Source organism: Pseudogulbenkiania sp. MAI-1, assembly GCF_000527175.1.
Classification (GTDB): domain Bacteria; phylum Pseudomonadota; class Gammaproteobacteria; order Burkholderiales; family Chromobacteriaceae; genus Pseudogulbenkiania.
Genome location: NZ_AZUR01000001.1, coordinates 2,963,284 through 2,985,264 on the forward strand (window position 1 = coordinate 2,963,284; position 21,981 = coordinate 2,985,264).

A 21,981-nucleotide genomic window follows, 5' to 3' on the forward strand; every position below is an offset into this window, starting at 1 on the left:
CCGGGCTGTCACCCGGGGCGGGTAAGAATCAGTATGCTTCGCTGCTGTGCTCTTGCAGCAGCTGGCGCAGCGGTTTCTCGCCGAACAGCCAGAACATCAGCGGGGTCAGCAGCGTGTCGAGCAGGGTCGAGCTGACCAGCCCGCCGAAGATCACCACCGCCACCGGGTGCAGGATTTCCTTGCCCGGCGCGTCGGCGGCGAACAGCAGCGGCACCAGCGCCAGCGCGGCGGTCAGCGCGGTCATCAGCACCGGCGTGAGCCGTTCCAGCGAGCCGCGCACGATCAGGCGCTGGCCGAAGGTCTCGCCCTCGAACTTGCACAGGTTGATGTAGTGGCTGATCTTGAGGATGCCGTTGCGCGTGGCGATACCGGTCAGCGTGATGAAGCCGACCAGCGACGCCACCGACAGCGTGATGTCGGCCAGCCACATCGCGATCACGCTGCCGATCAGCGCCATCGGGATGTTGCCCATGATCATCGCGCTGAGCGTGACCGACTTGTAGCGGCTGTACAGCACCATGAAGATCAGCGCCAGCGACACCAACGACAGCCCGGCGATCAGCCGGGTGGCCTGTTCCTGCGCCTGGAACTGTCCCTCCAGGCTGACGAAGTAACCCTCCGGCAGATGGCTGTCGGCCAGCACCTGGCGGATGTCGGCGATGATGCGCGCCATGTCCGAGCCGTCGGTGTTGGCGGCGATCACGATGCGCCGCCGGCCGTTCTCGCGGCCGATCTGGTTGGGACCGTCCGCCTCCTCGATGGTTGCCACCTGCGACAGCGGGATGCGCCCGTGCGGGGTGTCGATCAGGATGCCGGCCAGCCCCGGCGTATCGCGCGCGCTATCCGGCAGGCGCACCACCAGGTTGAAGCGCTTGTTGCCGTCGACGATCTGCGCCACGGTGTCGCCCTCGGTCAGTGTCTCCAGCGTCTTCAGCAAGGCGCCCGGCGACACGCCGTACTGTGCGGCCTGGTCGTAGTCGAGCCGGACCTTGATCTGCGGGATCAGCACCTGCTTCTCGATCTGCAGATCGGTCAGCCCGGGAATCTGCGCGAGCCGCTCGCGCAGGCTGGCGGCCTGGCCGCGCAGCGTGTCGAGGTCGTCGCCGTAGATCTTCAGCGCGATCTGGGCGCGCACGCCGGACAGCAGGTGGTCGAGCCGGTGCGAGATGGGCTGACCGACGGTGGCCACCGCCGGCAGCGGCGCCAGCCTGGCGCGGATGTCGGCCATCACCGCCTCGCGCCCGCGCTCGGAGGGCCTGAGATCGACGTCCAGCTCGCTCGAATGCACCCCCTCGGCGTGTTCGTCAAGTTCGGCGCGGCCGGTGCGGCGGCCGACGCTCTTCACCTCCGGCACTTGCTGGATCAAGGCTTCCGCCAGGGCGCCGACGCGGTTCGCCTCGGCCAGCGAGGTGCCCGGGTTGAGCAGCAGCGACACCGTCAGCGTGCCCTCGTTGAAGGCTGGCAGGAAGGCGCGCGGGAACAGCGGCACGGTGGCGACCGTCGCCGCCAGCAGCACCACGGCGGCGGCCAGGATGAGCTTGGCACGGCCGAACGAGGCTTCCAGCAGGCGCTTGTCCCAATGCTTGAGCCATAGCACCAGGCGCGAGTCGCCGTGCTCGATCTGCTTCATGCGCGGCAGCAGGAAGTAGCACATCACCGGGGTCACGGTCAGCGCCACCACCAGGCTCGACAGGATCGAGGTGATGTAGGCGACGCCGAGCGGCGCGAACAACCGGCCCTCGATGCCGGGCAGCGCGAACAGCGGCACGAACACCAGCACCACCACCATGGTGGCGACCACCACGCCGGAGCGCACCTCGTTGCACGCCGCCGCGATCACCTTGACGATGCCGGCCACGCCCTTGGGCTTGTTCTCCTTCAGTCGGCGCAGCACGTTCTCGACGTCGACCAGCGCGTCGTCCACCAGCTCGCCGATGGCGATCGCCAGGCCCCCCAGCGTCATCACGTTGATCGACAGCCCCATGCCCTTGAACACCAGCGCGGTGATCGCCAGCGACAGCGGGATCGCGGTCAGCGAGATCAGGGTGGTGCGGACGTTCATCAGGAACAGGAACAGGATGATCGCCACCATGATCGCGCCGTCGCGCAGCGCTTCCTGGACGTTGTCGATCGACGCCTCGATGAAGTCGGCCTGGCGGAACGAGATTTCAGGCTTGGAAACGCCGGGCGGCAGAGTCTTCGACAGGCTAGCGAGCGCCTCCTCGACGTGTTCGGTCAATTTGACCGAATCGGCGTTGGGCTGCTTCTGCACGCTGACGATCACCGCCGGCTTGGCGCCGTAGCCGGCGTCGCCGCGCTTGAACGAGGCTGCAAACTTCACCTCGGCCAGTTGCTTCAACAGGATGGGCCGGCCATCGGCGAGCTTGACCGCGAGATTCTGCAGGTCCTCCAGGCGCGTGGTGCGCCCCAGGTTGCGGATCAGGTATTCGCGCGCGTTCTGCTCCAGGAAGCCGCCGCTGGTATTGCTCGAGAACGCCTTCAGCGCGGCGTCGAGCTCGTCGAAGCTGACGCCGAGCTGGCCCATCCGCGCGGTATCCGGCTCGACGCGGAACTGGCGCACCTCGCCGCCGATCGGGATCACCTGGGCCACGCCCGGAATCGACAACAGCCGCGGCCGCAGCACGAAGTCGGCGTACTCGCGCACCTGCATCGGGCTGACCTTGGCCGGGTCGGCCGGCAGCGCGATCAACATGATCTCGCCCATCACCGACGAGATCGGGCCCATATTGGGGCTGACGCCTTCCGGCAATTGCTCCTTGACCTCGGCCAGCCGCTCGGCCACCAGCTGGCGGTTGCGGTAGATGTCCGAGCCCCACTCGAACTCGGCGTAGAGGATGGAGAGCCCGATGCCGGATACCGAGCGCACCCGGGTCACGCCCGGCATGCCGTTCATCGCGGTTTCCAGCGGAAACGACACCAGTTGCTCGACTTCTTCCGGCGCCATGCCGCCGGCTTCGGTCATGATGGTGACGGTCGGCTTGTTCAGGTCGGGGAACACGTCCACCGGCATGTTCGCGGCGGTAAGCCCGCCGTACACCATCAGGATGGCGGCGAAGGCGAGCACGAACAGCCGGTTCCTGAGGCTGGTATTGACGATCCAGCTAAACATTTGATTCTTTTCCTTTCCCAAGGAGCCGCTACGAACGTTGCGAGCCAGCCGGGATCAAGGCGGACGGAGCGCAGGAACCGGAATGGACACGCAGTCCATGAGGATTCCAAGCGCCGCCCAACGCGGAGACCGGATGGCGCAGCCGGTGGCAGCGGCTCCGTTTAGCGGATCTGGTTGATCAGCGTGGCCCCTTGGCTCACCACCCGTACGCCCGGCTTCAGCCCCGTCGCCACCACGTTGGCGCCGTCGAGCGGCGTCACCCGCACCGGCATGCCGCGGAACACTTCCGCCCGCTCGTGCACCCAGACGATGCTCTCGTTGGCGGCATTCCGGACCACGCTCGCCGCCGGCAGCGGCACGCCCTGGACCGTGTCGCGGGTCTGCGCGATCACCTTGACCGCCTGGCCGAGCGCCAGCGGAGTCGCGCCGGCCTGCTGCAGTCGGAACAGCACCGGCAGCGCGCCATCGCGCAAGGCGCTGGCGCCGCCGACGAAGGCCAGCGGCGTCTGGGTGCCGGCGAGGCTGGCACCGGTCAGCGCGGCGACGAGCCCGGCATCGTAGGCCTGGGCCTCGATCATCAGCCGCGCCGGGTCGACGATCTCGAACAGCACGTCGCGCGCCTCGACCACCTGGCCGCTCACCACGCTGGCCTGGGCGATCACGCCGCTCACCGGCGCGCGCAGCGCCTCGCGGCCGGTGGCCGCGCCGAGCGCCGCCGCACGCTGGCGCAGGCCGGCCAGCTCGGCTTCCTGCGCTTCGATTTCCTTCTTGGCCACCGTGCCGGACAGCTCCCGCAGGCGGGCCAGCTGTTTCTCGGCAAGCCGGGCCTTGGCTCGGAGATCGGCCAGTTCCGCGCTCTGGCTGGCGCGTTCGACGCTCGTCACCGCCGGCACCACGTAACCCAGCACCTGACCCTTGACGACCTTCATGCCGGCGACCGGCAGCCCCTTCGGTCCGCCCTCGATGCGGCCGGACTGGATCGCCTGCACGCGCCCGCCGGCGTTCGGGTCCATCACCACGTGGCCGTTGAGCTCGACGGTGCGCGGCACGGCTTTTTCCTCGCCGACCACGGTGCGGATGGCCAGCCGTCGCTGCACGTCCTTGGGCACGAACACGCTGCCATCCGGCAGCCGTTGCGGTTGGTTGGAGGCGATGGCGGCGGCCGGATTGGCCACGCCGTGATCTTCGCCGCCGTGGGCGAGTGCCTGGCCGAGCCAGAGCGCCAGCAGGCAAGCGAGGAGTTTGTGCGTTTTCATGTTCTGTTTTTCCTTTGTCCCGGCGGTCAGGCGGAGCGGCGTGGGGTACGGCGCTTGAGCAGCAGCGACACGCCGCCCAGGGCGGCCAGGGCGCCGCCGACCCACCACCACATCGTCCCCACCCCCTTGGCGCGGACTTCTGCGGCCGGCTTGGCCGGCTCGGCCACCACCAGCGTGGTCTCGATCAGGTCGGCGTCCGGGCCGGCCTGGACGGTGAAGACCAGGGGGTACTGCCCCGGCTTGGCGAACTGCGGCGCCTTGGCGCGATAGCTGCCGTCCCCGGCCGCTTGCGCGACGGCTTTCCAACTGCCGCTTTCGATTTCCACCGTGGCGCCGCTCACCGGCTCGTTGCTGGCGTAGCGGTCGAGATAGACGGTGAGCTGGTCGCCCGTCGGCGTGACGACCAGTTCGAACAGCTCGGTGTGAGCCTCGGCCCGCGGCGCCACGTTGGCCGACAGTGCCGGCTTGGCGCCGTCGCCGTGATCTTCGCCGCCGTGGGCGAAGGCCAAGGCCGGGGTGAACAACAGGGTGAACAGCAGGGTGTGGCGGGTCATGGCAGGGCTCCCACGGCCTGGTTGTAACGGGAAACGGCGCGCGCCGCCTCGGCGCGGGCGCGGGTCGCCTGGAGGCGGGCATCGGCAAGCTCGGTCTCGGCGCGGATCAGCGCGGGCAGGTCGAGTTGACCGGCCTTGAACGCCTTGTCCACCCAGGCGAAGCTCTGCTCCGCCAGTTGCAAGCGTTCCTGCTGCAGCACGACATTTTCCCGGCTCTGCTCGAGCTCGGCCCGGCTCGCCGCCACGTCGGCGATCAGCTTGCGCTGGGCGGTATCGCGTGCGAGCTGAGCCTCGATCAGTTCGGTGTTGGCGGCGGTGATGCGCGGCTGATTGCGCGCGGAGGACGCGAACGGAATCATGATCCCGATGCTGGCGGTGTTCTGATAGGCCTCGTCGCTGCTGCCGCGCGCGCGCGTCACGGTGAACGTCAGCTCCGGATTGTTGCGGGTGTCGCCCGCCGCTTGGTGTAGCTTGGCTTGCGCCGCCGAGGCCTTGGCGGCCAGCTCCTGCAGTTGCGGGTGCCGCTCCGGGGCGATGTCCCCGGCCGGGATTTCGTCCTGGTCCGGCACGGGCGCGCCGCGTGACAAGGCGGCGAACTGGGCTTGGGCGCGGGTCAGTGCCGCCTGGGCGCGCAGCCGCTCGCTCTTGGCCTGGCTCACCGCACCGCGTGCCAGGTTCAGGTCGAGCGGCGCCAGATCGCCCGCCTTGACCCGGCGTGCGACGTCGGCCTCAAGCCGGCTGGCCTCCTTGAGCTTGAGTTCGGCGGCGTCCAGCTCGGTCTGGGCGAGACGGACCTCCCACCACGCTTCGCGCAGTTCGCCCGCCAGCTGCCAGCGCTGCTGCGCCAAGCCTTGCATGCTGGCGTCGCGCTCGCCTTGGGCCACGGCTGCGGCACGGTCGCGCTGGCCCCACAGCCACAGCGGCACGCCGACTTCGGCCTCCCACTCGCGCGCGCCGGTGTTGCGGTCGATCTGGTCGCTGCCACCGGTTAGCGTCAGTGTGGGCGGATCCGGCAGCCAGGCACGGGCGGCGGCGTCTTGCGCGTCGAATTGCGCAGCGCGTGCGGATTGGGTCGGCTGATAAGCTGCCCAGGCATGATCGAGGGCGTCCTTGAGCGTGGCGGCGGACAGCGGGGCGGACAAGCCCAGCCAGAGCGCGGCCACACCCAACGCCCCCCGGTAAAACGGAGAGGGGTAAGGCATGATGACCTCATCGAAATGGACAATGGCGATGCGTCACAGAGACGCGGACCGGCGCGATGAGGGCAGGAAAGTGAAAAACGGGACTGCGTCAGCGCGCCGGATCAGGCGCGCGTTTTGGGCGGATGCTCGGGCGGGGCCGGGGCATGGTCATTCGGGAAATGTTCGTCGCCACAGCTCCAGACGGCAGATGACGGCACGGCGGGGGGGTGACGGAAAGGGAGTGACGGCACATCCTTGACGAAGCTGCACGGCTTGCAGCCATCCAGCTTCAGTACATCGTTGACCTCGTGGGTGTGCTGCTCGGCAGTGCCGAAAATGCTGCGGTGTTCATGGATGCTCACCTGTTCGGCCACAACTGGGGCGTGGCCACGCGCTTCTTCCAGCTGCGCCAAGCCCGCCATGGCCGCATTGAACGGCAGGGCGAAGGCCAGTAGCAGGAGAAGGAGGCAGCGCAGCAATTTCATGGGACGTATTGTAGCGGGCTTGGTGGCCGTAGCAAAAGGGCACTGAGGAATAAGAACACTATACCTTGGTCGAATACAAAAAAAGCGGCCTTGCGACCGCTCGACGTTTCAGCAGGGGCTGCTGTCTTACTTCTTGGTTCGGTAGTTCTCGGGGTTGGCTTTGATGGCACGACCCGCGTACTCATCGAGTTCCTCTCGCGTCGCCTTCTGCGGTGCCACGGCCTGAGCCTTGAGCAGGCTTTCCTGTCCCAGGGCTTCGGCTTGAGCGGCCGGTGCAACAGGGCGATAACCCGCTTCACGGCCACTATTGGGGCCGGCGGCATAGGCAGCCGACGTCAGGATGGACAGGGACAGCGCGGTCAGGATGAGTTTTTTCATGATTTATCTCCAACAGGGTATCGAGGTAAGGCTTTTCCAATCAGGCAGCATTCCTATGTGCCGTCGTCTCAAGCTTGATAAGCCAATCATAGATACCCCACCCCCACGCCAAGCTGACCGTAAGATTACATTTATGTCAGATTCGACGATCCATTTGGCATGCCACGGCTACCTGCATGAACAAGTGCATCTCTATAGGAGATCGAAAAGGTCAACGTAGCGAAGTAGAAAAGTGTGCAAACGCATGGAATTCTCCTTGTTGGGGGCGTTTATGGGCGCGGTTCCTGTAGGCCGGCTTCCAACACCGCGAGGCAGCCGTCCAGACTGTCATGCAACAAGTCAACGATGAATCCTGCATCGCTCAGCCCCTGTCGCAAGTCCTCCCAGTCTTGGCCTCGTCTTCCAAGATCGGTATTTTTCACGGTGTATTTCCCTTGCCATGCATCATCTTGGATGCACTTTGCCACTTCCGCGCGTGGCGAGAGTTCAGATGACAAATTTGTAATCTGTTTGTCAGCCTCGTGTTCAGATCGAAAGCACATAATCTTGACCAAGGTCTGGAGTAGCGGCTGCATGGCTGGAGCCGGTGGCGGACAACAGATCGAGTTCGGCATGCCTAGGGCATGTCGATTGAGGGACTTACTCGTGAATGTCCTCTTGTCCCCTGGAGTCCCAAGTACATGAACAACAAGATTTGTCTCGCAAGCTTTGTCTCTCTGCTCGGCATGTCAGCGCTGGTTATGGCGTCCCCGGTCGAAGAGAGCTCCATCAAGTGGCGGGAAGCGAATGAGCAGGTAAGCCAGTTTCCGCGTGGTCATGCGGATATCCTGAAGTGGGAGCAGGCCAACACACCCAAAAACAGCAAGGAACCGGAGGCCAAGGGGTTGCCGTTGCTTTCTGCCGAGGCGGTGGTACGTCAGGCATGGCTTGCTCACCCCGACCTGGCATCTCCGCTGCGCCAGTTCGGTTCCGGAAACGTTCAGTTGATCGCCTCCGGGCGCTGGATCGAGCTGGATCCGGCCGTTTCTTTGCGCATCGAAGATTCGGATGAGGTGCTGGACGTGGCCCGAGACGCACGCCAAGCCTGGCTTGTCGCCGTGGCGGCAAAACAGGGTTTGCAGCATCAGCAAGATGCGCTGGAAGCGACCGAGGCGGCGGCAGAACTGGCGAAGCGCATGGCCAAAGTGGGCAACTGGAGCCGCTTGCAGCAGGCCCAGGAGCAATCCGCCTTGATCGAAGCGCAGCAGCAATGGCGGCGGGTTCAGAACGAGGCGAATCAGTCTCGGGTGGCGTTGCTGAAAGTATTGAATCTGTGGACCCGCAACAAGCCGCAGGCCATCGCCCTGCCCGAGCGGCTTCCCGACCTGCCGTCTGACATGATGACGCCCGAAGCCTTGCAAGCCCGGCTGGATTTCGTCGTGCCGCGATTGCCTCGTAAAGAACAGATTGAAACCCGAGCCAACGCCCAACTGGCTTACGACGTGTATCGAGCCGCCTATCAGCAGGCACGCAGCTATCGGGACGACGTGCTGAAACTGCGGCAATTCATCTACGACGAATCGGTCCTCCGCTACAACGGCATGTTGATGAACGTCTGGGAGTTGCTGGCCGAAACGAAAGCCCGTTCCCTGGCTGTCGACAGTGCGATTCAGGCGCTCCGCGATTTCTGGCTGGCGGAGGCCGATCTGCAGTTCGTGCTGCAAGGCGGGGCTCCGGACAGCTTTGTTTCATTGAGCGGCGGCAGCGCCGATGCGGCTGCCCCAGGCGGACATTAAAAGGGAAAGAACGAATATGGATATGTCTCGTCGTCAATTCTTCAGCGGCGCCGCTACCGCCGTCGTCAGCGCCACGGTCGCCCGGTCCGCCTTGGCGGCACTGCCCGAGCCGGTGATTCAGACTTCTGTCGAAACGGCTCCCCCGCTGATTCCCGACACCGGCCGTCCTTACAATCCGGTTGTCACCCTCAATGGCTGGACCTTGCCGTGGCGCATGAACAATGGCGTCAAGGAGTTTCACCTGGTCGCCGAGCCGGTGGAGCGTGAAATGGCGCCCGGCTTTACCGCGCAACTATGGGGCTACAACGGCCAAAGCCCCGGGCCGACCATCGAAGTGGTAGAAGGCGACCGGGTGCGCATCTTCGTCACGAACAAACTACCGGAGCACACCAGTATTCACTGGCATGGCCAGCGTCTGCCAAGCGGGATGGATGGCGTTTCCGGCCTGACCCAGCGCAGCATCAAGCCAGGCAAGACCTTCGTCTATGAGTTCGTGGCGCGGCGGCCGGGCACGTTCATGTATCACCCCCACGCCGATGAAATGGTGCAGATGGCCATGGGTATGCATGGCTTCTGGGTCACCCATCCCAAGGGCAAGCACCCGCTGATCGACGAGGTGGATCGGGATTTCTGCTTCCTGCTCAATGCCTTCGACGTGGAGCCCGGCAGCAAGACGCCCAAGGTCAATACCATGACCGATTTCAATATCTGGGCGTGGAACAGCCGCATCTTCCCCGGCATCGACTCGTTGAACGTCAGGCTGAACGACAAGGTGCGCATTCGCATCGGCAACCTGACCATGACCAACCACCCGATTCATTTGCATGGGCATGAATTCCTGATCACCGGGACGGATGGCGGCCCTACGCCCAAATCCACCCGCTGGTACGAGGTGACGACGGACATCGCGGTCGGGCAGATGCGCCAGTTGGAGTTCATCGCGGATGAGGAAGGCGATTGGGCCATCCATTGCCACAAGAGCCATCACACCATGAATGCGATGGGGCACGACGTGCCGACCATGATCGGCATCGACCACCGTGGCCTGGTCCAGAAGATTCAGAAAGTCGTGCCCGACTACATGATGATGGGCGAGCGCGGCATGGCGGATATGGGCGAGATGGAAATGCCCATCCCCGACAACACCGCGCCGATGATGACCGGCCAAGGCCCCTTCGGCCCCTTGGAAATGGGCGGCATGTTCAGCGTGCTGAAAGTTCGCAAGGACCAGAAACCGGGCGATTACAAGGATCCGGGCTGGTACAAGCACCCCGAAGGCACGGTGGCGTACGAGTACAAAGGCGCGCTGTCGGAGCCGGTTCGTGGAGGTCAAGCGGCTCAAACAGAGCCCAAGCCGAACAGCAATACGGTGGTCAAGGCCAAAAAGCCGGCCTCGCATACCAACCAGCATTAACCCGGCGGCATCGCCGACATCGTCAATCTCGAGAGGTATTCATGAAACCCACCCACCCGAAAATGATTGCCCTTTCCTTGATGGCCGCCTTGGCGGCTGCTTCGGCCATGGCCTCCGGCACGCACGCCGGCGGTCACGGCGGTGAAGTAAGCGCCATCGGCCAGCCCGGGCAGGCCGCGAAAGTCACTCGCACGATCAAGATCGACATGACTGACAACATGCGGTTCTCCCAGGACCTCATCAAGGTAAAACGAGGAGAAACGATTCGGTTCGTACTGAAAAACAATGGTCAAGTGAAGCATGAATTCAGCCTGGGGACGGAAAAAGAGCTAAAAGAGCACTACGAAGTCATGAAGAAGTTTCCGGACATGGAGCACGATGAACCGAGCAAGATTTCCCTGGCTCCCGGTAAGCAAGGCGAGGTGATCTGGCACTTCACCAAGGCCGGCACCGTCAACTTCGCCTGCCTGCACCCCGGCCACTTCGAAGCCGGCATGAAGGGGCAAGTCAAGGTCGCCAAGGGCTGATGCCTGTCGGTACCCAGGTTCTGGTTATCTGGTCAATATCCAAGCTCTCTGACCAGGCTATTGCTTCTTATGCAAGGAGAAAGACATGAGATTTGTTCGTAAGCTCTTGCTTGCCGCCGTTGTCGGCATGACCGCGCTGAGTCCTCTGGCGCATGCCATGCAAACGCCAGCAGCCGCCAGTACCCAGGCGTCGATGTTGACTGACGGCGAGGTGCGCAAAATCGATCTGTCCGCCAACAAGATCACCATCAAGCATGGTCCGATCGCTCATATGGACATGCCGGGCATGACGATGATTTTCATCGCCAAAGACCCGGCCATGCTGGAGAAGGTGAAAGTCGGGGACAAGATCCGCTTCATGGTCACCCAGGAAAACGGAAAAATGGTGGTGACGGAGATCCAGCTCGCAAATTGATTTCATCCAGCAGCCTGTCGGACTTAACCACCCGACCAGCATAACGTAGCCGTAATCTGGTCAATTTCCGGGGAAATGGCAGCTTTTGCTTGCGATTTCCCCTCCTGTTTCGCTACTGCGGACGCAATGTGGCCATCCATTTCAGATTCCACGCCAGGCATACCAGCGACCATTCACACGTTACCTTGTGCAAGCCACGTCGCAGGAACTGACGGAAGCAAAGTACCGACTTGATGATGCCGAACACCGGCTCCACCGTCTGCTTACGGAGCGCGTAGGCTGACGGCAAGATGACATTTTTGTCATCTTGCCGTCTCGTAGGGATTCCACGGTATAACGTCAGAAAAACGGGAGAAGTGGTATGTGGATTCTGATTGTCGAGGACGAAGAACGGGCAGCCGCCTATCTCAAGCAAGGCTTGACCGAGGCGGGCTTCAAGGTAGATGTCGCACATGATGGCATCGAGGGCGAGTACCTGGCCCTCGAGCACGACTACGACCTCGTGATCCTCGATGTGATGCTACCGGGTAGAACCGGCTGGCAAGTACTAGAAAACCTGCGCAAAAGCAAATCGGTACCGGTACTGTTTCTGACCGCGCGTGACCGGGTCGAGGATCGGGTGCGTGGACTGGAGACCGGTGCCGACGATTACCTGATCAAGCCGTTCGCTTTCTCGGAGTTGCTGGCCCGGGTCAGAACGCTGTTGAGACGGAGACCCGTGACCGAGCCGGACATCCTCAAGGTGGCCGACCTGGAACTTGACCTTGCCCGGCACAAGGCTTGGCGTGCCGGCGTGCGGATTCAGCTCACGGCGAAAGAGATGGCGTTGCTGGCGCTATTCATGCGCCGACAAGGGGAGGTACTGTCCCGCACGCTGATCGCCGAACAAATCTGGGACATGCATTTCGATACCGACACCAACGTGGTCGAGGTTGCCATACGACGACTACGCGCCAAGATTGACGACCCATTCGAAACCAAGTTGATCCATACCCTGCGAGGGGTCGGTTATGTACTGGAGCCGAACCGTGCGAACTAGGCGTATGCATTCACTGACTTGGCGGGTAGCACTCGGCTTTGCATTGCTGACCGTCTTGCTGGTTGCCGGCAGCGGGATCTATCTCTACCACGCACTCAAGCTGGAAATGTCGCTGCGAGATCGGGAGGAACTGGCAGGCAAGATAGCCCTTTTTCAAAAGACACTCACTTTCGTACCGAATACCACGACCTTGCGCGAAGAGCCTGGATTGCTGACCCACTTCCTGATCGGCCATGGCAACTTGGCACTACGGGTCCGCAGTGCATCGGGGAGCATCATCATCGGTAGTCAGTCCCCCCTGCCGAATATCGCTTGGCGAGGTGTGTCACCTGCTATCGAAACACTTGGCGGCATCGGAGTGGATGGTCAACCCTGGCAGGGGCTGGCTGCAGCAGGGCGGCTCGCCAACGGAGAGCAAGTACAGTTGGAAACGTGGCGCAATACCCATACCCAACAAGCCCTGCTGCTGTGGTACCGAAATCAGATCTTACTAGCCGGGTTACTGGCCACGGTGGTTGCCGCCGCCCTCGGTTGGCTCTTGGTGCGCCGTAGCCTGACACCACTGGTGGCGCTGACCGCCTCGGCGCAAGCCATTCATCATAACACCTTGAGTCAACGACTCGACACCGGCAAGGTGCCCGCAGAGTTGCAGGGGCTGGTGGAAAGTTTCAACGACGTCCTCGAACGCCTCGACCGGGCCTTTGCTCAGCTTTCGGCCTATGCCAGCGACCTTGCTCATGAGATGCGAACGCCGCTGGGTATCCTGCTTGGTCAAACCCATGTGGCTCTCTCCCGGGAACGATCGGCGGAGGAATACCGCCAAGTGCTGGCCGACAATGCGGAGGAACTCGATCGATTGAAGCGGACAGTCAACGACCTGCTGTTTCTGGCCAAAGCGGAACACGGTGAAACGCTACTCTCGCGAGAGCCTCTCGATCTCGAAGCCGAGGCGCAACGTGTCTGCGATTTCTTCGAGATATTTGCCGAAGAAAGGGCAGTCCGGCTCGAAGTCGTCGGCCAATTGCGCGTACGAGCCGATCGGTCAGCACTACGACGCCTGCTTAACAACCTGGTCAGCAACGCCATTCGCTACAGCCCCCCCGGCGAGTCTGTGCGGTTGACGATGGAGCCGTCATTGCCCGGTATCATCATCGACAACCGCCCCTTGGGCCAACTCCCAGACGATCTGAACATCCTGTTCGACCGCTTCTATAGTCGTGGCGAAAAGGGCAAAAGTCATGGCCTTGGCCTACCGATTGCCAGAGCGATAGCTCGACTTCATGGCGGCGAGTTACGGGCCGAAATGCGCGATGGACGGCTGAATATGATTGCCCGGTGGGGGATCTAAGGCGCAGTCTCAAGTCGGCCAGACTGCCCGGCCAATCAAACCATGCTAAACTGACGTCATCATGAAAACCGTTGCCCGCTTCTTTCTGACGCTGCTGTTCTCGCTTGCCTTCACCCTGCAAGCCGGGGCGGCCGTGTCGTCGGAAGCGACGTGCAACGGTCCCCAATCCGCCGTGTCGGTCGTGGTGGCGAACGCCGGTGTTTCTGCGGACTGCCAGATGGCAGCAGGCGAGCACTCCCAGAGCACGGGGGAAATGTGCAAGGCGGGTTCGTTCTGCCCCTTGTCGCTGACGGCCCTGCCCGCGAATCAAGCCGTTGTCCCGATGCAGGAGCTGAATGTCGTCTATCCTGCCGAATCCATCCAGTTTGCCCTGCAGGACTTCTCGCGGACCTTGTTGCGTCCCCCCAGCCTCGTCTAACGCCATTTCCCTACCCTTGCTGTTTGTCGGCGATGCGCCCTCGCGTGCTGACGAATAGTGGTGCGAGCCAGGTGCGCTCGCCGCCCCTGCGCCGGGGGCGACGGCCAACATCGCCTCGGGCAGGCACCACAGTCAGTGAGTCAGCACACGTCCACCGGCAACGGTGGCGGCCATCCCGAACCCGTCCGCCGACAATTCGCTCTGGAGTCCGATGACGGTGGTGACGTCCCACTCAAACACAAACCATATGGAACAAAAAATGATTGCAAAACGGACACTGCGCGCCGCCTTGGCAGCGCTACTATTCTCGGCTCTTGCCGTTCCCGTGGCGAACGCCGCCGCTGTCGAGCTGATGCACGTGCACGGCCTCGCCTACAGCCCGGACGGCAAGCAGCTCACCATCCCCAGCCACCAGGGGCTGGCCATTTACAACGGCGGCCACTGGTCCCGGGCCTTTGGTCCGGCACACGACTACATGGGTTTCTCGGTGACGCGCCGAGCCATTTACAGCAGCGGGCACCCGGCGCCCGGCTCCCAGCTGGTGAACCCCTTCGGCCTGCTCAAGAGCAGCGACGGCGGCCGTTCCTGGCAGAAGCTCGGGCTGGAAGGCGAGTCCGACTTCCATGTGCTGGCCACGAGCTATGACACGTCGACGATCTACGTGCTCAACGGGCAGCCCAACTCCCGCATGAGCACGGCGGGGCTGTATTACACCGCCGACGACGGCAAGAACTGGCAACGCGCCGCGGCCCAGGGGCTCCCCCAGAGCCCCTCCGCCCTGGCCGTGCATCCGTCCAACGGCAGGATGGTGGCGGCGGCCACCGACAACGGCTTGTATCTGTCCCGTGACGGAGGCGCTCGCTTCCAGCCGGTGAGCCAAGGCGCCCAGGTGTTGAGCAGCACCTTCAGCCTGGACGGCAAGAGTGTGTGGTTTGGCAGCTATCGCCAAGAGCCTCAGCTTGCCAGACTGGATTTGTCGACGGGCAAGACCGAGTCGATCCGCCTGCCGGTGGCGGGCCAGGACGCGGTGTCCTATATCGCGCAGAACCCGGCCAAACAGCGGGAATGGGCCATCGCCACCTTCAAGCGCAATGTTTACCTGTCCGCCGACGAAGGCAAGTCCTGGAAGCAGATCGCCAGGGAAGGCCGGACGCTGGAATAAGCGCCACCGGCGTTCGCTAAAAGCCATGGGGCTTGTGGCAAACGGGGGAATGCCCCCTTTAGGCCAGCAAGAGCAACTTTCTTTGGATAGGAGAGTGACATGCGCAGGGTGCTGTTAGGGCTGTGGCTGATGTCCGGTGTTGCCCACGCCATCGGGGTCGAGCAACTGCTGCCGCCAGACAAGGCATTCCGTCTGCAAGCGGGAATGCCGGATAGCCGTACGATCCTGCTCGAGTACCGCATCGCCCCAGGCTACTACCTGTATCGGGACCGCTTCAGATTCTCGGCAGAGAACGCCAGCCTCGGCAAGGTCAAGCTACCCGATGGCTTCCCCAAGCAGGACCCGACCTTTGGCACGGTAATGGTCTTCGCCAACATGCTGGAAATCCAGTTGCCGCTGTCCGCGCCCTTGACTCGTCCAATGACCCTCAAAGCCACCTCACAAGGCTGTACCAGGCTGGGAGTGTGCTATGTGCCGTATACTCATAGATTCAGGATTTCGCCTGACGGTACCGTGACCACCTTGCGGGAGTAACCGGGGTGGAGGAAGGGTCCCGGACCGGGTAAAAGGGACGGGCGCCCGCGCCCGTCCCTGCCGCCCGACGTTAGCCGATGACCTTGATAGCGGTGATCACGGCCGACATCCCCTGTGACTGAAACTCGAACGTCACTTTCTTCCCGACGGCAAGCCCCTTGGCCAGTTCCGGCTTTGCCAGCTTGAACGCCATGGTCATCGCGGGCCATTTCAGTTCCTGCACCGCCCCATGCGCCAGCGTCACGGTGCCCGCCTTGGCATCGAGGGCCTTGATGACGCCCTCGGCGCGGGCCATCTGACCGGCCGGTTTCGCCGTGCTCGTCATCCCCATGTCGGTGGCTTGGGCCGGGAGCATGGCGGTGAGGCCGAACGCGGCGGCAAACAGAATCGAAAGCAACTGGGTCATATCATTTCTCCTGAACGGATTGGCTAACAAGGGTTGTTTCAGGCAGTGCCTGAGATGGCTGCTTCTTGGCGCGCATCAGCCGATACGCCGCCGGAATCACGAACATCGACAACAGTGGCGCGGTGATCATGCCGCCGACCATCGGCGCGGCGATGCGGCTCATCACCTCGGAGCCGGTGCCGCTGCCGATCAGGATCGGCAACAGACCGGCCAGGATCACCGCCACCGTCATCGCCTTGGGACGCACGCGCAGTACCGCGCCCTGGCGGATCGCCTGGTCGAGCATGTGCTCATCCAGCTTGAGCCCGTGCTCCTGCCGCTCGGCCGCCGCCTGCTTCAGGTACAGCAGCATCACCACGCCGAATTCGGCCGACACCCCGGCCAGCGCGATGAAGCCGACGCCGGTGGCCACCGACAGGTTGTAGCCCGCCAGGTACAGGAACCACACCCCGCCCACCAGCGCGAACGGCAAGGTCGCCATAATCAGCGCCGCCTCGTCCAGCCGGCGGAAGGTCAGGTAGAGCAGCACGAAGATGATCAGCAGCGTGGCCGGCACCACCAGTTTCAGCCGGGCGTTGGCGCGTTCCAGGTACTCGAACTGCCCCGAGTAGGCGAGGCTGATGCCGGGCTCCAGCTTGACCTGCCGGGCGATGTCGGCACGTAAATCGGCGACGACCGAGGCCAGATCGCGTCCGCGCACGTCGACGTACACCCAGCCCGACGGCCGGGCGTTCTCGCTCTTGAGCATCGGCGGGCCGTCGCTGATGCGGACGGTGGCGACCGTGCCCAGGGTGATCTGCTGGCCCATGTCGGTCAGGATCGGCAGTTGGCGCAGCCCCTCCAGCGAGTCGCGCAGTTCACGCGGGTAGCGCACGTTGATCGGGTAGCGTGCGCGCCCCTCGATGGTTTCGCCGATGTTTTCGCCACCGATGGACGACGCCACCACGGCCTGGACGTCGGCGATGTTGAGGCCGTAACGCGCGGCGGCGGCCCGGTCGATGTCGACGTCGACGTACCGGCCGCCGGTCAGCCGTTCCGCCAGCGCGGAGCTGACGCCGGGAACCTGCTTCGCGACCTGCTCCACCCGTTGCGCCACGCGGTCGATCGCCGCGAGATCGGTACCCGACACCTTGACCCCGATCGGGCTCTTGATGCCGGTCGCCAGCATGTCGATACGGTTGCGGATCGGCGGCACCCAGATGTTCGACAGCCCCGGCACCTTGACCACGCGGTCCAGCTCCTCCACCAGCTTTTCCGGGGTCATGCCCGGCCGCCACTCGTCGCGCGGCTTGAACTGGATGGTGGTTTCGAACATCTCGATCGGCGCCGGGTCGGTGGCGCTCTCGGCGCGGCCGGCCTTGCCGAACACGCTCGCCACCTCGGGCACGGTCTTGATCAGCCGGTCGGTCTGCTGCAACAGCTCGGACGCCTTGGCGGCCGACAGCCCCGGCAGCGCCGACGGCATGTACAGCAGATCGCCCTCGTCGAGCGGCGGCATGAACTCGCCGCCGAGCCGGGTCACCGGCCACAGCGTGGTCATCAGCGCCAGGCCGGCGACGACCAGCGTCGTCTTCGGACGGCGCAGCACCGCGTCGAGCAAGGGCCGGTAGCAGCGGATCAGCCAGCGGTTGAGCGGGTTCTGGTGTTCGTCCGGGATGCGGCCGCGGATCCAGTACCCCATCAGGATCGGGATCAGCGTCACCGACAGGCCGGCGGCACCGGCCATCGCGTAGGTCTTGGTGAACGCCAGCGGCCCGAACAGCCGGCCTTCCTGCGCCTGCAGCGTGAACACCGGGATGAACGACAGGGTGATGATCAGCAGGGAGAAGAACAGCGCCGGCCCGACCTCGGCCGCCGCCTCCGTCATCACCCGCCAGTGCGCCTCGCCATGCAGTGTTTCGCCCGGATGCTGGTGCCGCCAGGTTTCGATGTGCTTGTGGGCGTTCTCGATCATCACCACCGCCGCGTCGACCATCGCGCCGATGGCGATGGCGATGCCGCCGAGCGACATGATGTTGGCGTTGACGCCTTGCTCCCGCATCACGATGAAGGCGATCAGGATGCCGAGCGGCAGCGACACGATCGCCACCAGCGCCGAGCGCAGGTGCCACAGGAACACCGCGCACACCACCGCCACCACGATGAACTCCTCGATCAGCTTGTCCTTGAGGTTGTCCACGGCACGGTCGATCAACTGACTGCGGTCGTAGGTCGGCACGATCTCCACCCCCGCCGGCAGGCTGGACTTGAGTTCGGCCAGCTTGGCCTTGACCATCGCGATGGTTTCGTGCGCGTTCTTGCCGGAGCGCAGGATCACCACGCCGCCGACGGTCTCGCCCTGGCCGTTGAGCTCTCCGATGCCGCGCCGCATCTCCGGACCGAGCTGGAGCGTGGCGACGTCGCCGAGTGTCACCGGCACGCCGGCCTGGGACACCCCGAGCGGAATGGCGCGGAAGTCGTCCAGCGTCTTGAGATAGCCGGAGGCGCGCACCATGTACTCGGTCTCGGCCAGTTCCAGCACCGAGCCGCCGGTTTCCTGATTGGCCTGCCGGATCGCCGCCATCACCTTGCTCTGCGGCATGCGGTAAGCCGCCAGCTTCAGCGGGTCGAGCACCACCTGGTACTGCTTCACCATGCCGCCGACGGTAGCCACCTCGGACACGTTGGGCAGGCTCTTCAGCTCGAACTTGAGGAACCAGTCCTGCAGGCTGCGCAGCTGGGCGAGGTCGTGCCGGCCGCTCCTGTCCACCAGCGCGTACTCGTAGACCCAGCCGACACCGGTGGCGTCCGGCCCCAGCGACGCCTTCGCCGCCGCGGGCAGCCGGCCCTGCACCTGGTTCAGGTACTCCAGCACGCGCGAGCGTGCCCAGTAGAGATCGGTGCCGTCCTCGAACAGCACGTAGACGAAGGAATCGCCGAAGAACGAGTAAGCCCGCACCGTCTTGGCGCCCGGCACCGACAGCATGGTGGTCGCCAGCGGATAGGTGACCTGGTTCTCGACGATCTGCGGCGCCTGCCCCGGGTAGCTGGTGCGGATGATGACCTGCACGTCGGACAGGTCGGGCAAGGCATCGAGCGGCGTGCTCTTGACCGCCCACACGCCCCAGGCCGCCACGAACAGGGTCGTGAGCACCACCAGGAAGCGGTTGGCAACAGACCAGCGAATGAGTTTCTCAATCATTGCCCGCCTCCCGTCTTGCTGAGCTGCTGCACCACGAAATCGCCGTCACTTTGCGAGAAGCCGAAAGCGACGCTGTCACCGGGCTTCAGACCGGCGGTGAGTTCGGGCTTGGCGAGCTTGAAGGTCATGGTCATCGCCCCCCAGCCGAGCGAGGCGACCGGCCCGTGCGAAATGGTGATCTCGCCGGCCTTGATGGATTCGACCCTGCCAGTCGCCTGGTTGAGCGCGGCGGTTTTCTCGCCGGAAGGCTGGGGAGCGGTCATCGCGGAAGCCGAGCCCCCTTCCAGCCGGGCCAGCACGCCCTTCAGGCTCGCCTCCGAGTCGATCAGGAACTGGCCGGAGGCCACCACTTTTTGCCCCGCCTCCAGCCCCTTGAGCACGACGGTCTTGCCGCCGGACTCCTGGCCAATCTGCACCTCGACTGGCTGGTAATGCCCTCCGTCGGCGGCGAGCAGTACGACCACTCGCGTACCGGTGCGAATGATGGCTTCGGAAGGCACCACGATCGCCGGTTTGCCCGTTCCCGCCTCGAGACGCACCTGCGCGAACATGCCCGGCTTGAGCCGGCCGTCCCGGTTGGGCAACTCGATACGGACGCGCAGGGTCCGGCTATCGGTGTTGGCTTGCGGCAGCACCGCGATGACCTTGCCCTTGAAGGCCTCTCCGGGGTAGGCCGTCAACCGGGCCTCCAATGGCTGGCCGGTGCGGACGCGACCGGCCTGTGCTTCGGGGATGGCCGCTTCCAGCCACACGCTGCCCAGGCCGTTGATCCTGGCCAGCGTCATGCCCATGCCGACGGTCATGCCGCTGCGCACGTCCAATTCCTGAATGACCCCGCCGACCGGGGCCGAAATAGTCACGACGGAGTGCGGCATACCCGTCTGCTCGACGCGCTGGATCAGCGCTTCCGGCATCCCCGTCAGGCGCAGGCGCTCCCGGGCCGCGCTGGCCAGCGCCTTGTCGCCCGTTTTGAGCAGGGCCAGGTATTCCTGCTGGGCGCCGGCCCACTCCGGCACCAGCAGGTCGGCGATGGGGGCGCCGGCCGGAATCACGTCGCCCGGAGCGCGGGCATACACCCGTTGCACGAAGCCGGGGCTGCGCGCCTGGACGACGGCGACCTCCCGTTCGTTGAACCCGACGGTCGCCACCGCGTCGACCGCGTCCGCCAGGGTTTGGGATTCGACCGTGGCGAGCCGGATACCCAGGTTCTGCACCACGCCGGGATCGATCTTGACACCGGCCGTCTCCCCTCCCTCGTCGGCGTACTTGGGCATCAGTTGCATGTCCATGAAAGGCGACTTGCCCGGCTTGTCGAAGTGCTGGTTCGGCACCATCGGGTCGTACCAGTACAACACCTTGCGGCCGTCTTTCGTGGCGCCGGCCGCCGTGGTCGCGGCCGCGTGGTCGGTCTGGCCCTGCCGGGCCAGCCAGTAGCCCCCGCTGCCGCTGGCCAGCGCCACGGCCACCATCAGGACGACGAGTTTGTATTGCGGCTTGTTCATTGGGCGTTCTCCCCATAGGCGAAGTAGAGCCGGGCGGCGGTGCTGGTACGCTGGTAGTCCAGCTCGATGAGTTTGAAGCGTTGCTCGATCAGCTCACGCCGCGCGGAGAGAACGGTCGTCAGATCCGCCCTACCCGCCTGGTAACTGGCCGTGACCAGGTCGACCTTCTGCTGGGCCAGCGGCAGCCATTCGAGGTGGACTCGCTCCACCTGCTGGCCGAGTGCGGCGTAATCCGCCAAGTCACTGTCCAGTTCGTTGGCATGATCGCGCAGCATCGCTTCGCGCTCGGCATCGATCCTGGCCAGTTCCTGCTGTTTGGCGGCGATGGCCGGGTCCTGGCGTGTCTTGCTGAAAAGCGGCAGGTCAAAGGTGAACTGCAGCGACACCATGTCGCCGAACTGGGCGCCACGTTTCTGGTAGGCCAGCTCCACCCCCCAGTCCGGCTTCTTCATCGCCACCGCTTCGCGCACTTCGGCCTCAGCCTTGCGCGTCTCGGCGCCAAAAGCCAGCAGTTCGGGGTGACGGTGAAGGCGCTGGCGCAAGGTGCCGGCATCGAGGTTGAACGCCGGGGGGGCACCCGCCAGCGGTTCATCGGCCGCGGAGCCGATCAGGCGGCGCAGCTCGGCATTCGCCTTGGCCAGATCGCGCACCAGGTCATCGTGCCGGTCGGCCAGCTGGGCGGCCTCCTGCTTCGGCATCACCGCATCGGCAGGCTGGGCGCGGCCTGACGCAATCTGCGCCCGAACCGCCGTGGCAAGCAGCCGGTTCTCCCGCTCGAGGTCGGCGAACAGCGCCAGCTTGCGCTCCACGGCGTAACGGTTGAGCCAGGCGAGCGCGGCCTCGCGCCGCACCTTGAGGCGAGCCGTCCGGCTTTGCGCCTCGGCCACCGCGATCTCGGCCGAGGCCGCCTCGACCCGTGCCCGGCGCTTGTCGGCGTTGGGAAACTCCTGCATCACGCCGACCTTCTGCATGGTCATGAAGTCCTGGGTCAGCGAGCCGCGCATCGGCCCGGACACCGGGTAGTTATCGACCCCGACGAACAGCTTGGGGTCCGGCAAGGCGCCGGCCGGAATGGCGGCCGATTGGGCGGCGCCGACTTGCGCGCGTTGGGCGGCGAGGGCCGGGGAAGTGTTTTCGGCTTGATCGAGTGCCGCGTTAAACGTGAGCGGTGCGGCCTGGGCAAGGCCGACCAGCCCTGCCAGCGAGAGCTGCAGGGGTAATCGCATCCAGCGAGGGGGCATGTTCTAACTCCATGGAGTGACCCGTGCGCAACAGC

The 21,981-nt window shown here is 64.4% G+C and carries 20 protein-coding genes and 1 pseudogene; 9 read left to right on the top strand and 12 right to left on the bottom strand.

Features of this window, described 5'->3' with window-relative positions; translation table 11 throughout:
- Positions 1-28: 28 nt before the first annotated feature.
- The 7 genes from PSEMAI1_RS0113830 to PSEMAI1_RS22045 all read right to left on the bottom strand — a co-directional run bounded on the left by PSEMAI1_RS0113830 (position 29) and on the right by PSEMAI1_RS22045 (position 7,559).
- Complete coding sequence (locus PSEMAI1_RS0113830) at positions 29-3,130, bottom strand: efflux RND transporter permease subunit (RefSeq protein ID WP_024303454.1); 3,102 nt, start codon at positions 3,128-3,130, stop codon at positions 29-31.
- 161 nt (positions 3,131-3,291) lie between these two features.
- The gene (locus PSEMAI1_RS0113835; protein ID WP_024303455.1) at positions 3,292-4,386 is read right to left on the bottom strand and encodes an efflux RND transporter periplasmic adaptor subunit; all 1,095 of its coding nucleotides are present in this window, start codon (positions 4,384-4,386) and stop codon (positions 3,292-3,294) included.
- A 26-nt stretch (positions 4,387-4,412) separates the two neighbouring features.
- Positions 4,413-4,940, bottom strand: a complete 528-nt coding sequence (locus tag PSEMAI1_RS20645; RefSeq protein WP_024303456.1) for a hypothetical protein — start codon at positions 4,938-4,940, stop codon at positions 4,413-4,415.
- Entirely contained in the window at positions 4,937-6,142 is a 1,206-nt protein-coding gene (locus PSEMAI1_RS0113845) for a TolC family protein (protein WP_084612701.1), read from the bottom strand. Before PSEMAI1_RS0113845 ends, PSEMAI1_RS20645 begins: the two co-directional genes overlap by 4 nt.
- Before the next feature lie 101 nt (positions 6,143-6,243).
- Complete coding sequence (locus PSEMAI1_RS0113850; protein ID WP_024303458.1) at positions 6,244-6,606, bottom strand: hypothetical protein; 363 nt, start codon at positions 6,604-6,606, stop codon at positions 6,244-6,246.
- A gap of 126 nt (positions 6,607-6,732) precedes the next feature.
- Positions 6,733-6,984 carry a hypothetical protein gene (locus tag PSEMAI1_RS0113855; RefSeq protein ID WP_024303459.1) on the bottom strand — a complete coding sequence of 84 codons (252 nt, stop codon included), beginning with the start codon at positions 6,982-6,984 and terminating at the stop codon, positions 6,733-6,735.
- 269 nt (positions 6,985-7,253) lie between these two features.
- Positions 7,254-7,559, bottom strand: a complete 306-nt coding sequence (locus tag PSEMAI1_RS22045) for a hypothetical protein (RefSeq protein WP_024303460.1) — start codon at positions 7,557-7,559, stop codon at positions 7,254-7,256.
- A 105-nt stretch (positions 7,560-7,664) separates the two neighbouring features.
- Here PSEMAI1_RS22045 and PSEMAI1_RS20650 point away from each other — a divergent pair, with 105 nt between their 5' ends.
- The 4 genes from PSEMAI1_RS20650 to PSEMAI1_RS0113880 all read left to right on the top strand — a co-directional run bounded on the left by PSEMAI1_RS20650 (position 7,665) and on the right by PSEMAI1_RS0113880 (position 11,115).
- Complete coding sequence (locus tag PSEMAI1_RS20650) at positions 7,665-8,759, top strand: TolC family protein (protein ID WP_024303461.1); 1,095 nt, start codon at positions 7,665-7,667, stop codon at positions 8,757-8,759.
- On the top strand, positions 8,734-10,173 hold the full coding sequence (locus tag PSEMAI1_RS0113870) for a multicopper oxidase family protein (RefSeq protein WP_232219917.1): 1,440 nt from the start codon (positions 8,734-8,736) through the stop codon (positions 10,171-10,173). The genes PSEMAI1_RS20650 and PSEMAI1_RS0113870 overlap by 26 nt, the downstream gene beginning before the upstream one ends.
- A 41-nt stretch (positions 10,174-10,214) precedes the next feature.
- Positions 10,215-10,700, top strand: a complete 486-nt coding sequence (locus PSEMAI1_RS0113875; RefSeq protein ID WP_024303463.1) for a plastocyanin/azurin family copper-binding protein — start codon at positions 10,215-10,217, stop codon at positions 10,698-10,700.
- An 85-nt stretch (positions 10,701-10,785) separates the two neighbouring features.
- A complete protein-coding gene (locus PSEMAI1_RS0113880) occupies positions 10,786-11,115 on the top strand; it encodes a copper-binding protein (RefSeq protein WP_024303464.1) in 330 nt (109 codons plus the stop codon).
- Between the two features lie 112 nt (positions 11,116-11,227).
- Here the strand turns inward: PSEMAI1_RS0113880 and PSEMAI1_RS21405 are convergent.
- Positions 11,228-11,398, bottom strand: a pseudogene (locus PSEMAI1_RS21405) (transposase); the annotation flags it as partial.
- 78 nt (positions 11,399-11,476) lie between these two features.
- Between PSEMAI1_RS21405 and PSEMAI1_RS0113885 the strand changes: the two are divergent.
- The 5 genes from PSEMAI1_RS0113885 (at position 11,477) to PSEMAI1_RS0113905 (ending at position 15,616) form a co-directional block, all read left to right on the top strand.
- Complete coding sequence (locus PSEMAI1_RS0113885; RefSeq protein ID WP_024303465.1) at positions 11,477-12,154, top strand: heavy metal response regulator transcription factor; 678 nt, start codon at positions 11,477-11,479, stop codon at positions 12,152-12,154.
- A 4-nt stretch (positions 12,155-12,158) separates the two neighbouring features.
- Positions 12,159-13,502: a heavy metal sensor histidine kinase gene (locus tag PSEMAI1_RS0113890; RefSeq protein ID WP_024303466.1), complete on the top strand. Its 1,344-nt coding sequence runs from the start codon at positions 12,159-12,161 to the stop codon at positions 13,500-13,502.
- 61 nt (positions 13,503-13,563) lie between these two features.
- Positions 13,564-13,920 carry a hypothetical protein gene (locus PSEMAI1_RS0113895; protein WP_024303467.1) on the top strand — a complete coding sequence of 119 codons (357 nt, stop codon included), beginning with the start codon at positions 13,564-13,566 and terminating at the stop codon, positions 13,918-13,920.
- Between the two features lie 259 nt (positions 13,921-14,179).
- Positions 14,180-15,082, top strand: a complete 903-nt coding sequence (locus PSEMAI1_RS0113900; protein ID WP_024303468.1) for a F510_1955 family glycosylhydrolase — start codon at positions 14,180-14,182, stop codon at positions 15,080-15,082.
- A 99-nt stretch (positions 15,083-15,181) separates the two neighbouring features.
- Positions 15,182-15,616: a protein-disulfide reductase DsbD N-terminal domain-containing protein gene (locus PSEMAI1_RS0113905; RefSeq protein WP_024303469.1), complete on the top strand. Its 435-nt coding sequence runs from the start codon at positions 15,182-15,184 to the stop codon at positions 15,614-15,616.
- Positions 15,617-15,686: 70 nt separating this feature from the next.
- Here the strand turns inward: PSEMAI1_RS0113905 and PSEMAI1_RS0113910 are convergent, their stop codons facing one another.
- From PSEMAI1_RS0113910 to PSEMAI1_RS0113925, 4 genes are read right to left on the bottom strand one after another with little or no spacing between them, the layout of a single operon-like run.
- Positions 15,687-16,022 carry a copper-binding protein gene (locus tag PSEMAI1_RS0113910; RefSeq protein ID WP_024303470.1) on the bottom strand — a complete coding sequence of 112 codons (336 nt, stop codon included), beginning with the start codon at positions 16,020-16,022 and terminating at the stop codon, positions 15,687-15,689.
- Between the two features lies 1 nt (position 16,023).
- Complete coding sequence (locus tag PSEMAI1_RS0113915; RefSeq protein ID WP_024303471.1) at positions 16,024-19,203, bottom strand: efflux RND transporter permease subunit; 3,180 nt, start codon at positions 19,201-19,203, stop codon at positions 16,024-16,026.
- Positions 19,200-20,705, bottom strand: a complete 1,506-nt coding sequence (locus tag PSEMAI1_RS0113920; protein ID WP_024303472.1) for an efflux RND transporter periplasmic adaptor subunit — start codon at positions 20,703-20,705, stop codon at positions 19,200-19,202. Before PSEMAI1_RS0113920 ends, PSEMAI1_RS0113915 begins: the two co-directional genes overlap by 4 nt.
- Positions 20,702-21,946, bottom strand: a complete 1,245-nt coding sequence (locus PSEMAI1_RS0113925) for a TolC family protein (protein ID WP_024303473.1) — start codon at positions 21,944-21,946, stop codon at positions 20,702-20,704. The genes PSEMAI1_RS0113920 and PSEMAI1_RS0113925 overlap by 4 nt, the downstream gene beginning before the upstream one ends.
- Positions 21,947-21,981 lie beyond the last annotated feature (35 nt).

What these genes read in the sequence shown, in the direction of transcription:
- PSEMAI1_RS0113830 (WP_024303454.1), bottom strand. Translation starts at nt 3,130, where the DNA reads ATGTTTAGCTGGATCGTCAATACCAGCCTCAGGAACCGGCTGTTCGTG.
- PSEMAI1_RS0113835 (WP_024303455.1), bottom strand. Translation starts at nt 4,386, where the DNA reads ATGAAAACGCACAAACTCCTCGCTTGCCTGCTGGCGCTCTGGCTCGGC.
- PSEMAI1_RS20645 (WP_024303456.1), bottom strand. Translation starts at nt 4,940, where the DNA reads ATGACCCGCCACACCCTGCTGTTCACCCTGTTGTTCACCCCGGCCTTG.
- PSEMAI1_RS0113845 (WP_084612701.1), bottom strand. Translation starts at nt 6,142, where the DNA reads ATGCCTTACCCCTCTCCGTTTTACCGGGGGGCGTTGGGTGTGGCCGCG.
- PSEMAI1_RS0113850 (WP_024303458.1), bottom strand. Translation starts at nt 6,606, where the DNA reads ATGAAATTGCTGCGCTGCCTCCTTCTCCTGCTACTGGCCTTCGCCCTG.
- PSEMAI1_RS0113855 (WP_024303459.1), bottom strand. Translation starts at nt 6,984, where the DNA reads ATGAAAAAACTCATCCTGACCGCGCTGTCCCTGTCCATCCTGACGTCG.
- PSEMAI1_RS22045 (WP_024303460.1), bottom strand. Translation starts at nt 7,559, where the DNA reads ATGCAGCCGCTACTCCAGACCTTGGTCAAGATTATGTGCTTTCGATCT.
- PSEMAI1_RS20650 (WP_024303461.1), top strand. Translation starts at nt 7,665, where the DNA reads ATGAACAACAAGATTTGTCTCGCAAGCTTTGTCTCTCTGCTCGGCATG.
- PSEMAI1_RS0113870 (WP_232219917.1), top strand. Translation starts at nt 8,734, where the DNA reads ATGCGGCTGCCCCAGGCGGACATTAAAAGGGAAAGAACGAATATGGAT.
- PSEMAI1_RS0113875 (WP_024303463.1), top strand. Translation starts at nt 10,215, where the DNA reads ATGAAACCCACCCACCCGAAAATGATTGCCCTTTCCTTGATGGCCGCC.
- PSEMAI1_RS0113880 (WP_024303464.1), top strand. Translation starts at nt 10,786, where the DNA reads ATGAGATTTGTTCGTAAGCTCTTGCTTGCCGCCGTTGTCGGCATGACC.
- PSEMAI1_RS0113885 (WP_024303465.1), top strand. Translation starts at nt 11,477, where the DNA reads ATGTGGATTCTGATTGTCGAGGACGAAGAACGGGCAGCCGCCTATCTC.
- PSEMAI1_RS0113890 (WP_024303466.1), top strand. Translation starts at nt 12,159, where the DNA reads ATGCATTCACTGACTTGGCGGGTAGCACTCGGCTTTGCATTGCTGACC.
- PSEMAI1_RS0113895 (WP_024303467.1), top strand. Translation starts at nt 13,564, where the DNA reads ATGAAAACCGTTGCCCGCTTCTTTCTGACGCTGCTGTTCTCGCTTGCC.
- PSEMAI1_RS0113900 (WP_024303468.1), top strand. Translation starts at nt 14,180, where the DNA reads ATGATTGCAAAACGGACACTGCGCGCCGCCTTGGCAGCGCTACTATTC.
- PSEMAI1_RS0113905 (WP_024303469.1), top strand. Translation starts at nt 15,182, where the DNA reads ATGCGCAGGGTGCTGTTAGGGCTGTGGCTGATGTCCGGTGTTGCCCAC.
- PSEMAI1_RS0113910 (WP_024303470.1), bottom strand. Translation starts at nt 16,022, where the DNA reads ATGACCCAGTTGCTTTCGATTCTGTTTGCCGCCGCGTTCGGCCTCACC.
- PSEMAI1_RS0113915 (WP_024303471.1), bottom strand. Translation starts at nt 19,203, where the DNA reads ATGATTGAGAAACTCATTCGCTGGTCTGTTGCCAACCGCTTCCTGGTG.
- PSEMAI1_RS0113920 (WP_024303472.1), bottom strand. Translation starts at nt 20,705, where the DNA reads ATGAACAAGCCGCAATACAAACTCGTCGTCCTGATGGTGGCCGTGGCG.
- PSEMAI1_RS0113925 (WP_024303473.1), bottom strand. Translation starts at nt 21,946, where the DNA reads ATGCCCCCTCGCTGGATGCGATTACCCCTGCAGCTCTCGCTGGCAGGG.